This window comes from Caulobacter sp. GW821-FHT11A05, assembly GCF_058809015.1.
In genome coordinates, this window is sequence record NZ_JBXASF010000022.1 from 44,408 (window position 1) to 57,112 (window position 12,705).

9 protein-coding genes are annotated in these 12,705 nt (G+C 66.1%); 5 read left to right on the forward strand and 4 right to left on the reverse strand.

What is annotated here, in order from left to right; all coding sequences use genetic code 11:
• Positions 1 to 30: 30 nt before the first annotated feature.
• Both AC1RSK_RS22595 and AC1RSK_RS22600 read right to left on the reverse strand, forming a co-directional pair.
• Positions 31 to 2,334, reverse strand: a complete 2,304-nt coding sequence (locus tag AC1RSK_RS22595; protein ID WP_492909941.1) for a hypothetical protein — start codon at positions 2,332 to 2,334, stop codon at positions 31 to 33.
• The gene (locus tag AC1RSK_RS22600; RefSeq protein ID WP_492909942.1) at positions 2,316 to 3,785 is read right to left on the reverse strand and encodes an ATP-binding protein; all 1,470 of its coding nucleotides are present in this window, start codon (positions 3,783 to 3,785) and stop codon (positions 2,316 to 2,318) included. The genes AC1RSK_RS22595 and AC1RSK_RS22600 overlap by 19 nt, the downstream gene beginning before the upstream one ends.
• A 253-nt stretch (positions 3,786 to 4,038) precedes the next feature.
• On the opposite strand from AC1RSK_RS22600, the gene AC1RSK_RS22605 reads away from it, so the two are divergent.
• The 4 genes from AC1RSK_RS22605 (at position 4,039) to AC1RSK_RS22620 (ending at position 9,451) form a co-directional block, all read left to right on the forward strand.
• Entirely contained in the window at positions 4,039 to 5,313 is a 1,275-nt protein-coding gene (locus AC1RSK_RS22605; protein ID WP_492909943.1) for a hydrolase, read from the forward strand.
• A 199-nt stretch (positions 5,314 to 5,512) separates the two neighbouring features.
• The gene (locus AC1RSK_RS22610) at positions 5,513 to 6,523 is read left to right on the forward strand and encodes an arginine N-succinyltransferase (protein ID WP_492909944.1); all 1,011 of its coding nucleotides are present in this window, start codon (positions 5,513 to 5,515) and stop codon (positions 6,521 to 6,523) included.
• Entirely contained in the window at positions 6,520 to 7,971 is a 1,452-nt protein-coding gene (gene astD / locus AC1RSK_RS22615) for a succinylglutamate-semialdehyde dehydrogenase (RefSeq protein WP_492909945.1), read from the forward strand. The genes AC1RSK_RS22610 and astD overlap by 4 nt, the downstream gene beginning before the upstream one ends.
• A 151-nt stretch (positions 7,972 to 8,122) precedes the next feature.
• Positions 8,123 to 9,451, forward strand: a complete 1,329-nt coding sequence (locus tag AC1RSK_RS22620; protein WP_492909946.1) for an N-succinylarginine dihydrolase — start codon at positions 8,123 to 8,125, stop codon at positions 9,449 to 9,451.
• On the opposite strand, the gene AC1RSK_RS22625 is transcribed toward AC1RSK_RS22620, so the two are convergent.
• Positions 9,448 to 10,293 carry a LytTR family DNA-binding domain-containing protein gene (locus AC1RSK_RS22625; RefSeq protein WP_492909947.1) on the reverse strand — a complete coding sequence of 282 codons (846 nt, stop codon included), beginning with the start codon at positions 10,291 to 10,293 and terminating at the stop codon, positions 9,448 to 9,450. The genes AC1RSK_RS22620 and AC1RSK_RS22625 overlap by 4 nt on opposite strands.
• 113 nt (positions 10,294 to 10,406) lie before the next feature.
• Here AC1RSK_RS22625 and AC1RSK_RS22630 point away from each other — a divergent pair, with 113 nt between their 5' ends.
• Positions 10,407 to 11,597, forward strand: a complete 1,191-nt coding sequence (locus AC1RSK_RS22630; protein WP_492909948.1) for an acyltransferase family protein — start codon at positions 10,407 to 10,409, stop codon at positions 11,595 to 11,597.
• On the opposite strand, the gene phhA is transcribed toward AC1RSK_RS22630, so the two are convergent.
• Positions 11,558 to 12,436: a phenylalanine 4-monooxygenase gene (gene phhA / locus AC1RSK_RS22635; protein ID WP_492909949.1), complete on the reverse strand. Its 879-nt coding sequence runs from the start codon at positions 12,434 to 12,436 to the stop codon at positions 11,558 to 11,560. The genes AC1RSK_RS22630 and phhA overlap by 40 nt on opposite strands.
• Positions 12,437 to 12,705 lie beyond the last annotated feature (269 nt).

The window sequence follows — 12,705 nt, forward strand, 5'->3', positions numbered from 1 at the left end:
GCTGGATGAGGACTTTCGATTGGAACAGCTTTATTCGAAGCGCTCACCGGCTCCTCTCTCTCGGCGTTCGGTGGAGTCAATCCATTCCTTCAAGTGCACAATTGCAGCCGTTGCCCAATCGCGAACAACTGCATTGGGGGATTGGGTTAGGCCGCTCGCAAGGGCCATTCTCCGGTAAAAGCGACTAGATGCGCTACCTGTCCAAGAGCCGACGGCAAAACGGCTTTCGAAAGCGCGAAGCGCGGAGAGCTCACAGCCGGGTATTTCCATGAGTTCTCTCGCAATCGGCGACCAGTCCATTTGCCCATCTGCCACTTGGAAGTAGGAAATATGAGAAGCGACGAAGCTCGTGCGGCGCTTCGGATCGACTAAAACCCACTCCAGCAGGGTCTTGTCCTCGACTAAAGCTATAGGTCGGACTTCCGGCCCATCGTCGCTGTCAACTCCGCCTAGGAGCCAGCCCAAATTCGAACGGTGGATATTGCGCCTGGCACGGAAAATCTGATCAAGCGCTGGTTTGGGGTGAAGTGACAGAATGACGCCAACCATTTCCTGACATTCGGGCACCGCGAAGCCGTCTCGAATTTCCTTCAACAGCGCGTCTAGCAGTCTCTTGCTGCAGTCCCACCCCGCCGGACCGGCGAGGCAACGGCGTGCAATCTCGGCAACAGTATGATCGCGCCCCTTTGCTTGGCTGAAGTCTTGATTCAGGAGCAGGTAACGCCCTGTCTCAAAAAGAGGGGAGCCGTCTGAAATCTCAGAACCGTGGAAACGCATATAGAGAACATCTATCGCGATTCGCGACCCACGAGAGCGATCTCCATCGGACAGAGACTTCAATATATTAGAAAGTACGTCATCTGGGATCGTTTCGGACAGTCGTCCGAACTGAAGTTCTGATAAATACTCAAACGAATTCGTAAAATCTCTTTCAAGGGCAGAAAGGAGTCGTTCTCCGCCTCTTCCGTCAATCGGTCTGAGGGCAAGCTGTATCGGGGCCAACAGAGTGATTAGGAGGGGATCGGCCTCTATCTCATCGATCCACGCGTTCACCAGCTTGGGGTTTCGCACGAAGACCGCGGAGAAATAGCCTCGCAGCAGTGCGGCTATGCGAGCCGGGTTGCCCGATAGGTTGATTGCTTCCTTGAATTCCGTCCAAACGGCGCTGGGATCTGATGCGCGCTCCCCAATGCCGACACCGAGGTTGTAGGCGCGGGCCTGGGAGTTCTCCTGAGCAAGTTTGGTAACCAGTCGCCGCGCGAATGGGGCATTCGAAACCTGGTGGCCCAGGGCCAGCGAATTCTCAAAAAAGCCGTCCCAAGATTCTCGTCGGCTTCCATCAGGACTCTGCCACTTGTTTGGTTCGCCCAGGACCCACGCTTCGAATAGGTCTTCGACTGATTTTGGTCGCATGCAGTATTCTAGATCACGGATTCGACTATCGACCGTTTCCCCGTTCCGCAGCAGTGTAGAAATCGCTCTACAGACCGCGAACCAACCGTCTCGCCAAAAGGCGGTCGCGGATTGATCGCGAAGGGTGCTGATCGCCAAATCAACCAAAGGAGCAACGGCCAGCATCTGGCCCAAGCTCGCCGAAACTAGTGGACGAATATCTTGACTCTTCCCTGATGCGTCCAATGCAAGCCTGAGGGCTTCTCTAAACCAACTGGTTATTTCGTCATCTGTGGCAGGGCTCCAGCCGCCATTCATGGCCCGAGCACCGAAGGAGCTTGCTGAACCAATTGCCGATGTCTTTACGCGGAGTGATGCCTCCACTGCATCCAACCCGAGAGCAACATCCAGTTCGTTGGGAGATCTGAGTAGCCTTCCGATTAGTTCAAATCTCGTGGCAGGCGGGGCCTCGGTTCCCGAGCGGGCGATCTGAAACAGACTCTGGAAAGCCATTCGATTGGCAGTGCCGTGATCCTTCGAGCGCTCGGCATTGGCAAGGCGTCCGAGCAACGTTGCCGCTTGCTCGAAGTTGTCTGCATCATGTGCGAGGGCGAGCAAGAGCCGATGGTCTCTGCTCCTGGCCCACCACGAGAGGTCCGGGCTTCGCCGATCAAACTTACGCGCGACAAACTCAAGTGCTGCCTTTGGCGCGACCGGGGCTAGATGTTCGACGACATACCATGCGTCAGGATTGTCGTCGGGGCCGTCGTCTATACGTTCGGCATCAGCTATCAGGCGTTCAGCGATCCTTATGGCCTGAGCGTTGGTGTGGAGCAGTCCTAGGCGACGTGAGAACGAACGCTTTAGTCGCGCGGGGGCCTCCACAACGAGGTACTTCCAGATGGCGTCTTCCCGCGTTCTGTCTAAGCCCTCGTCGGCCAATCTGCCGCTAGACCTTGAGGCAGAATTGCACGCTGAGAGCCGCGTTGTTGTGCGAGGCCTCGTTCCAGCAATTCCGCGAACTTGTCTTGAAAGACAGCGTCTGAAACCTCGGCCAACACGGCAAGGTAAGGAGCTTCGTCTGGCACTTCTTGGGGCGCCATTTCGAAGGCGTAGACAAGTGAACTCACTCGAGCCACCCGTCTTAGAGCCTCGTCTGGAGCTCGTCTGTCTGTGAGGAAAAGTCTGTCCATGATCTGACGATCACGGAGCTTAGCCAAACCGCTTACGTCGCTGCTGGTCGCGAGGGCCAAAGCTATTCGGGTATTCCCTCCGGAGAACTCGGTAATTCTTGAGCGGTCTTTATGGCTGAGCGTCGGAGCGCGTTGGCGGAGCAACTGCTCTATCAAATCGTCGCCGGCCGGAAGAAGATGAAGTGTCTCGGTGTGCTCGGGAAAATCGTCCCCTATGTCAAAGTCAATAGTTAACAGGCTTACATTGCTTCCGATTTCTCGAACTATTGGGACAAGACGTCTGTGGAGCGCGGCGGGGCAATTGTCGACGACGAGTACCGCTTTTCCCCGGCGGGCCACAAGTTGGTTGGCAATGGCGTCGGGAGTAACCTCGGGAGCGGCACCGGCGTCTCCGTAAACGGCCAAGTCTGGGTTTAGAGGAGGGGTCCCTTCTACTTCCTTCTCTTCAAACAAGGCCTGCGCAAATCGAGTTTTTCCCATGCCGGAGAGGCCAACAAGTCTGACGATTTTGTTGGGCTTGGCTAAGATGGAGCGTACCGTGCCCAACGCGTCACCGATTGAAATCACTTCGCTTGAGCGCTCAAACGATGCCCTCGGGATGTCATCGACCAAGTATTCGTCTGAAATGTCTCTGTCCTGCGTTGCCCAACGGCTATGCCCGGTCCAACCCTTCGATGATCGACCGGACGAGCCGGTCAGCCACAGGGCAACGGAAGCATGACTCGCGGCCCACCTTGCGAGGCGATCGGCGTCGTAAAAGTCTAGGACAAGCTGGTCCTCATCGAACTCGTCGGCCGCTGCGCGCATCGCGGACCTTCGCTCTTTGATCATCTCGTGAGTGCAGTCATCAGCTCCGCAGGCGATGATGTAAGAACCTCCGGAGTTTCCAATGTCGGCTATTGAGGCGCGAAGGGTCCCGTGCGGGCGCATCTCTCGGCGAATAGCCGACGCTGCCATCTTTTCGGATTTTACTTGAATGCCCAGCGGAAGGCGTGGAATCCACGGCGTCACTGATGCGGTACTGTCAATGTTAAGATCAATGCCGCCGTCTCGGGCGTTTTGATCGCCGCCAGCCAGGATCGATGCTACGGATTGTCCCTGACTTCGCAACTCGGCTTCGCATAGTCGTATCACCAGCGAGCGAAGTTGCTTATCCCCCAGCTCCATGACGTCGGCTGCGCAGGGGTCGAGGACAGACAAAATTATGCTCAGTCAGGGCGCGATTGGATTCTGGATGCAATCATGGCAGGCGGCTGAGCGCAACGGAGGGCATTCCGGCGCCCGCCTATATGGGCTTCACCCCGCGTCATCCCTCCGCTAACACTGCTCCCCAATCCGCGACTCCCGTCTTGCGCCATTCCGGGGGCCGCCTTCGTAGTTCCTCCGCGTCGACGCCCCTCTTGGGGATTGGGTCCGCGGGCAATGGCGTAACGTCAGGTCCAGAGGGGCTCGCATGCTGGTTGACCCGCGGGAGCGGTCGGTTCTGGAGTCCATCGCCGGGCGTGGGGACGACCTCGTCTCGCGGGCCGTGGGGTGGTGCGCCGTCAATAGCGGCAGTCGCAATCTGGACGGGCTGGAGACGACCAAGGGGCTGCTGAGTGGGGCCATCGCGGCCGGGCTGCCGGCGGCGGCGCTGGAGGAGGTGGCTCTGGCGCCGACCATCGAGGTGACGGCCGACGGGCGCGAGCGCAAGGTGGCCAATGCGCCGGCGCTGCTGGCGACGATGCGCCCCGACGCGCCTGTGCAGGTGGTGCTGACCGGGCATTACGACACGGTGTTTCCGGCTGGCAGTCCGTTCCAGAGCGTGGGGACGCGGGCCGACGGGGCGCTGCACGGGCCGGGGATCGCCGACATGAAGGGCGGCATCTCGGTGATGCTGGCGGCGCTGGAGGCTTTTGAAGGAAGAGGGGGCTCAGGGTTCGCCGGGCGCGAGCGGGTCGGCTGGCGGCTATTGTTGTCGCCGGACGAGGAGGTCGGGTCGCTGGCCTCGGGGCCGGTGCTGGCCAGGATCGGGCGCCTCGGGCATGTGGGGATGACCTATGAGCCGGCGCTGGCCGACGGCACGCTGGCCGCCGGGCGCAAGGGCAGCGGCAACTTCCACGTCAAGGTGACCGGGCGCTCGGCCCATGCCGGCCGGGCCTTCGACGAGGGGCGCAACGCCATCACGGCGGCGGCGCGGATCGCCGGGGCGCTGGACGGGCTGAACGGCGGGCGCGACGGGGTGACGGTCAATGTCGCCCGGATCGACGGCGGCTCGGCGCTGAACGTGGTGCCCGACGTGGCGGTGGTGCGGTTCAATGTGCGGTTCCCGGACGCCGACGCGGCGCGCTGGCTCGAGGGCGGGATCGAGCGGGCCTGTGGCTGTGGGCGCGGTGAGGGGTTGGCGGTGAAGATGTTCGGCGGGGTGACGCGTGCGGCCAAGCCGTTCAACGGCGCGCAGGCGGCGCTGTTTGGGGCGGTGCGCGAGGTCGGGGCGGCGCTGGGGCAGGAGATCGCCTGGAAGCCGTCGGGCGGGGTGTGCGAGGGGAATAATCTGTTCGCCGTGGGGCTGCCCAATGTCGATACGCTGGGCGTGCGCGGCGGGGACATCCACAGCGAGGACGAGTTCGCCTGGCCGGACAGTTTTGTCGAGCGGGCGCAGCTGTCGGCGCTGATGCTGATGAAGATGGCGAGCGGGGAGGTGGATGCCTTGGCGCTGCGTCGGATGATGGATGAGGTTTCGGCGTGAGGACGGCAGGCGGCGGGGGGGACCCCCTCGGTTTGGCTCGCTTGCAGCGCTCGCCAAAGCCACTCCCCCATTACATGGGGGAGAGCGAAGCGGTTTCGCTCTCCGCCCGCTTGCGGGCGGAGGACGGTTCGGAGCGTGAGCGACGGACCAGGAGGCGGGCCCACCAGCGGTCGTGCGCCACGATGTTTGGAGAGTTTTGATGTTCGTCGTGCGGCCCGCGGGGCCTTCGGATTTCGACACCCTGATGGAGCTGGCCGTGCTGTCGGGGCGGGGGTTTACCAGCCTGCCCGAGGACGAGCCGACCCTGCGTGAGCGGCTGGCGCTGTCGGCGGCCAGTTTCGAGGGGACGGTGGCGCCGCCGGAGGCCTGGTACACCCTGATGCTGGAGGATGCGTCCGACGGGACGATCGCCGGCGTGGCCGGGGTGAAGGCCGGGGTGGGGCTGAAGCGGCCGCACTTTTCGCTTCGCGTCGTCACCTTGGCGCAGTCGTCGCCGACCCTGGAGCTGCGGTTCGATCACCAGGCGCTGGTGATGGTCAATGAATGCGCCGGCTGGTCGGAGGTGGGCTCGCTGTTCCTGCGGCCGGAGAAGCGCAAGGGCGGGGCCGGGCGGTTGCTCGCGCAATCGCGCTACATGCTGATCGGCATCGAGCCGGCGCGGTTCGCCGAGATGGTGCTGGCCGAGCTGCGCGGCTGGTTCGACGAGGACGGGTCGTGCCCGTTCTGGGACCATGTGGCCGGGCGGTTCTTCCCGCTGGCCTTCGATGAGGCCGACCGGATGAGCGCCTCGACCAACGGGCAGTTCATTCTGGACCTGGCGCCAAGGCATCCGATCTATGTCGGCCTGTTGCCGATGGAGGCGCGGGCGGTGATCGGCAAATGCCACCGCGAGGGCGAGGCGGCGCGGGCCATGCTGGAGCGGGAGGGCTTCCGCTTCCACGGGTTGGTCGACCTGTTCGACGCCGGGCCGACGGTGAGCTGCCACCGGGACGACATCAAGACGGTCAAGGAGGCGCGGCGGCTGACCGTGGCCATCGGCACGGACGAAGAGGCCTATGGCGAGGAGGCGCTGGTCTCGACCACGGCCATCGGGAGCTTCCGGGCGGTGCGGACGCCGGTGCTGGTCGACGGGGTCAAGGCGATCATGAGCCGGGAGGCGGCCGAGGCGCTGCAGCTTGGCGAAGGCGAAGCGGTGAGTGTGAAATCGTGAGCAAGGGCAACTACATCGACGGCGCCTGGCGGCCGGGGCATGGCGTGGAGTTCGTCTCGGTCGATCCGGCGACGGAGGAAGTGGTCTGGGCCGGGGCGGCTGCGAGCGCGGCGGATGTCGAGCGGGCCGTGGCGGCGGCGCGGGCGGCCTTCCATCCCTGGGCCGACCTGCCGCGCGAGGAGCGGGTGGCGGCCTTGCGGCGCTATCAGGCGGGGCTGAAGGCCATGCAGCCGGCCTTCGCCGAGGCCATCGCGCGGGAGACCGGCAAGGCGCTGTGGGAGACCACGGCCGAGGTCGGCTCGATGATCGCCAAGGTCGACGCCTCGATCGCCGCCTATGACGAGCGGACCGGGGTGCGGGAGAGCGCCACGGGGTTCGGGCGGGCGGTGTTGCGGCACCGGGCCCATGGGGTGATGGCGGTGTTGGGGCCGTACAATTTCCCGGTCCATCTGCCCAACGGCCATGTCGTGCCGGCGCTGCTGGCCGGGGACACGGTGGTGTTCAAGCCGTCGGAGGAGACGCCGTGGTCGGGCGAGATCATGGCTCAGGTCCTGGAGACCGCCGACCTGCCGCCGGGGGTGTTCAACCTGGTCCAGGGCGGGCGGGAGACCGGGGCGGCGCTGATCGACCAGGACATCGACGGCCTGTTGTTCACCGGCAGCGGGGCGGCGGGGGCGCACTTCAGGCGCCATTTCGCCGAGCGGCCGCATGTGATCCTGGCGCTGGAGCTGGGGGGGAACAATCCGCTGGTGGTGTGGGACGCGGTGGACGCGGAGGCGGCGGCGGCGCTGGTCGTGCAGTCGGCCTTCATCACCACCGGGCAGCGGTGTTCGTGCGCGCGGCGGCTGGTGCTGCCGGAGGGGCGTGAGGGCGACGCGGTGCTGGAGGCGCTGCTGGCGCTGACCGACCGACTTAGGATCGGGCCGTGGAATGGCGAGGAGCCGTTCATGGGGCCGCTGATCCACGCCCGCGGGGCCAATGCGGCACGTGAGGCGGCGGGCAAGCTCGGCGGCGTGGCGTTGCGGGCGCCGGGGAAGATCGCCGGTTTGAGCGAGGCCTTCATCACCCCGGGCATCTATGACGTCGGCCATCACGAGACGCCGGACGAGGAGATCTTCGCGCCGATCCTGCAGGTGCGGCGGGCGGCGACCTTCGACGGGGCGATGAGTTTGGCCAACCATACGCGCTATGGGCTGTCGGCGGGGTTGATCAGCGATGACGCGGCGCTGTGGACGCGGTTCCAGCAGCGGATCCGGGCCGGGGTGGCCAACTGGAACCGGCCGACCACCGGGGCGGCGGGGACGGCGCCGTTCGGGGGCCTCGGCGACAGCGGCAACCACCGGCCGAGCGCCTACTACGCGGCCGACTACTGCGCCTATCCGGTGGCCAGCTTCGAGGCCGACCGGGTGGTCTCGACGCTGGGTGAGATCAGGGGGCTGAAGTCGTGACGGCGATCCCTCCTGCTGTCATCCTCCGGCCGCGCAGCGGACCGGGGGACCCAAGGCGGCTCTGGACAGACTCTCGGCAGTTTTCACGCGGACATTTGGGTCCCCCGGTCGCCCTGCGGGCGCCGGAGGATGACAGGGTAGGGGGGCGCGCATGACCGCCGCCGTCGAAGCCAACTGCGACGGCCTCGTCGGCCCGACCCACAGCTTCGCGGGGCTGGCGCCGGGGAACCTGGCCAGCGAGATCCACAAGGGCGAGCCGTCGAACCCGCGCGGGGCGGTGGTCGAGGGACTGTCGAAGATGCGCCTTCTCCACGACCTGGGCCTGCCCCAGTTCGTGCTGCCGCCGCATGAGCGGCCGGATGTGGCGTTCCTGCGGTCGCTGGGGTTTGGCGGGACCGACGCCGCCGTCGTCGAGGCGGCGGGGCGGACGGCGCCGGAACTGCTCAACACCGCCTGCTCGGCCAGTCCGATGTGGGCCGCCAACGCCGCCACGGTGACGCCGAGCGCCGACGCCGCCGATGGGCGTGTGCATTTCACCCCGGCCAACCTGCTGACCAACCTGCACCGCAGCCTGGAGGGGGAGCAGACCACGCGGTCCCTGCGCCGGCTGTTCCCGGACGAGGCCCGTTTCGCTGTCCACGACCCGCTGCCGGCCCAACCGCACTTCGCCGACGAGGGCGCCGCCAACCATGTGCGGCTCTGCGCCGACCACGGCGAGGCGGGGGTCAACCTGTTCGTCTGGGGGCGCGACGCCTGGGAGGCCTGGAGCGGGCGGTTCCCGGCTCGGCAGACGCGGCAGGCTTTCGAGGCGGTGCGGCGCCGGCACGGGGCCGGCGGGGCGGTGTTCGCGCGGCAGGCGCGGCGGGCCATCGAGGCGGGGGTGTTCCACAACGACGTGGTCTGCGTGGGCGCCAAGCAGTGCCTGTTCTTCCATGAGGCCGCCTTCGAGGACCGCGCCGCCGTCGAGGCCGACATCCGCGGCGTTGCGGGCTTCGAGCCGGTGTTCGTCGAGGTCGCCGAGGCTGACCTGCCGCTGAGCGAGGCGGTGAAGAGCTACCTGTTCAACTCCATGCTGATCAGCCTGCCCGGCGATGACCGGCTGACCCTGATCGCGCCGACGGAGGTCGCCGAGACGCCGCGCGCCCATGCGGTGGCGCAGGGGCTGGTCAGCGGCAACGGCCCGATTGGCCGGGTGGAGTACGTCGACGTCCGCCAGTCGATGCGCAACGGCGGCGGACCGGCCTGCCTGCGGCTGCGGGTGGTGTTGACGCAAGGCGAGCTGGCCGCGGCCAATCCCGGCCAGCGCTTCGACCCGGCCCTGCAGCAGCGCCTCGAGGCCTGGGCCGGGGCGCGGTATCGCGACCGGCTGCTGCCGGCCGACCTGGCCGATCCGTCGCTATTGGTGGAGAGCCGGACGGCGCTGGACGAACTGACCCAGATCCTGGACCTGGGCTCGGACTTCTATCCGTTCCAGCGCTAGCCGCCGCGCAGGCGGGCCAGGGCCTCGGGAAACCGCCGTGACAGCGGCGCGACCACCCCGCCGATGGTGACCGCGTAGTCGCCGCTGCCTTCCGGCGAGAGCTCGGTCACCCGGGCGGCGTTGACCAGCCAGGAGCGGTGGGTGCGGACGAAGCCCTGTTCGGCGAGCTTCGCCTCCAGGCTGGCCAGGGAGGCGCGCATCAGCGGTTTGCGGCCGTCGGCCAGGTGGAACTCGGCGTAGTTGCCGGCCGAGGAGACGGCCAGGATGTCGGCGACATTGGCGCGGACCAGCTTGGCCCCGTCGCGGATGTCGAAGGTGGCGGGTTCGCACACGGGCGGCGGCATGGCGGCGGCGACGATGCGCTCGCGAACCAGCCAGAAGGCCAACATGATGATGCTGTAGGAGACGGCGTCCTTGCGGAATTCGTAGGGGAACCGCTCCAGCCAGTTTCCGAAATCGTAGGTCTCGCCGAGAGCGCCCCAGATCAGGTGGCGCAGCAGGACGAAGCCGGCGACGTGGACCAGGGAGAACAGCAACAGCACGGCCGCGTGGATGGCCAATGTCCGCCACCAGGGCAGGCTGTTGAGCGGCACGCGGCGCACAGTCAGCCAGGGCAGCCAGATCATCGCCAGGCCGGCAATGGCGCTGGTGACTTCGCCGACGACCACGCCCCGAGTCGGGTCGCCGGGATTGTCGGCCATGAAGGTCAGGACGTTGACGCTGTTCAGCGCCACCACGAACAGGGTCACGCCGGCCAGGCACAGCCAGAAGGCGCGGCGGTCGGCGAGCTTGGCGGCGACTTGCGCGGCGCTGTTCGTCCCGGATGCGTCGCCGTTCGTCACAGGCCGCTCCCGCTGGTCACCGGTGCGGCGCCGGACAGCCCGACGGTCTTGGCGGCGGGGCAGGGCCCGCGCCATCCCTGCTGGCCATCGTTCGCCACTAGCGGAGCCATCCCGTGAATTCCGACCTCTCCCTCGACCGCCGCCATGACCTCGACTGGATCCGAGTCGGGGCATTCGGCCTGCTCATCCTCTACCATGTCGGCATGTTCTACGTGCCCTGGGACTGGCACGTGAAGAGCCCGCATCCGGTGGCGTGGCTGGAGCCGGTCATGCAGCTGACCAATCCCTGGCGGCTGACCCTGCTGTTCCTGGTCTCGGGGGCGGCGACGCGGTTCATGGCCGACAAGATGAAGCCGGGGGCTCTGGCCGGGTTGCGGACGGCGCGGCTGCTGCCGCCGTTGCTGCTGGCCATGGTGCTGATCGTGCCGCCGCAGTCCTACTATGAGCTCATCGAGAAGGCGCCGCAGTTCACCGACAGCTACCTGACCTTCTGGGGCAGGTATCTGACCGCCTCGGGGAACTGGTGCAAGGACGGTGAGTGCCTGATCACCCCGACCTGGAACCACATGTGGTTCGTCGCCTACCTGTTCCTCTACACCCTGCTGCTGGCCCTGCTGCTGTGGCTGGCGCCGAAGGCGTTCAAGGTGGCTGAGGCCGCGCTCGACCGCCTGCCGGCCTGGGCGCTGATCGTCGTTCCCGTGGTCGTGCTGGCGGTGATGCGGCTGGTGCTGTTTCCGATGTTCGAGGTCACCCACGCCCTGGTCGACGACTGGTACAACCACGCCGTCTCGCTGAGCGCCTTCTTCTTCGGCTTCCTGACCGCCAAGTCGCCGTCCGTGAAGGCCGGGTTCGAGAAGGCCCGCTGGCCGGCCTTGGCCCTTTGGTTGGCCAGCTGGGCGGTCTGGGCGACCTACGCCTGGATCTGGCGAGGCGACGACGTCGTGCCGCCGGAAGCGCTGCGCCAGGTGATGCGCTGTGTCTGGGCGCTGAACAGCTGGGTGGCCATCGCGGCGGTGCTGGGCTTCGGCGCGCGCCATCTGATGCGGGGCGGGCCGGTCCTGACCTGGCTGACCCTGGCGGTCTTCCCCTTCTACATCATCCATCAGACGGTGATCGTCGTGGCCGGCTACCACCTGGCCAAGCTGGGGCTGTGGCAGCCGCTGGAGGCGGTGATCCTGATCGCCATCACCGTGGCCGGCTGCCTGGTCACCAACGAGGTGGCGCGGCGGATTCCGTTCCTGCGGCCGCTGTTCGGGCTGAAGCTTCAGCCCGCCTTGGCCAAGCGCCCGCCAGCGTTCGCGTAAGCCTGGGTCCCGGTCGTGAAGACGCGGTCCGTCGGCAGGACCGCGTCGATCGGGATGTCGGACGCGGTCGCCAGCTCGGCGTAGATCGGGGCGAAGTCCTGCAGGGTGGCGTCGAGCAGGGCCTGCAGGCCGGGAATGACGAAGTAGACCTGCTGGAAGTCGTCGATGCGGTAGGGGGTGCGCATGGTGCGGACGAGGTCGAAGCCCAGCCGGTTGGGGGAGGGATCGTCGAGGGCGAAGATCGACTCCGTCCGCGAAGAGACGATGCCGGCCCCGTAGATGCGCAGGCCTTTTGGGGTTTCGAGCAGGCCGAACTCGACGGTGTACCAGTAGAGGCGGGCCAGGTTGTGCAGCTGGCCCAGGCCCAGGGCTCGCTGGCCGCCCTTGCCGTAGGCTTCCATGTAGTCGGCGAACACCGGGTCGGTCAGCATCGGCACATGGCCGAAGACATCGTGGAAGATGTCCGGCTCCTGCAGGTAGTCGAGCTGGTCGCGGCGGCGGATGAACTGGCCGGCCGGGAAGCGGCGGTTGGCCAGGTGGTCGAAGAAGACACTGTCGGGGACCAGGCCGGGCACGGCGACGACGCTCCAGCCGGTCAGGCGCTGGAGTTCGACATTGATCTCGTCGAAGTTGGGGATGCCGCCGCGGTGCAGGTTCAGGGCCTGCAGGCCGTGCAGGAACTCATCGCAGGCGTAGCCGGGCAGCAGGGCGGCCTGGCGTTCGTAGAGGATGTCCCAGGTGGCGTGTTCCTGCGCCGTGTAGTCGGCCCAGCCCTGATCGATCGTCCAGTCTTCGCGCGCCCCGGGGGGCGGCGCGGCGGTAAAGCCATCGGCGCTCATGGGGTGAGAGTACGTCGTGTTGTGGGGAATGTTCCGCCGGATTTTGCTGGGAAAGCCAATTTTGGCGGAAGGAAGTTGCTTGTCCGGGCCACCCCCTCGCTGCCGTCATCCTAGGGCTTGTCCCTAGGATCCCGCTGTCCGCTATCCCTCACTGTGGGGTGGAGGCGCGGCCGCGCCTCCAAGGCTTGGGCTTGTCGCGGCTGAACCCGGGATCCTAGGCACAAGTGTTCAGCCCGGGGACATGCCTGACAGGTGTTCGGGGACATAGC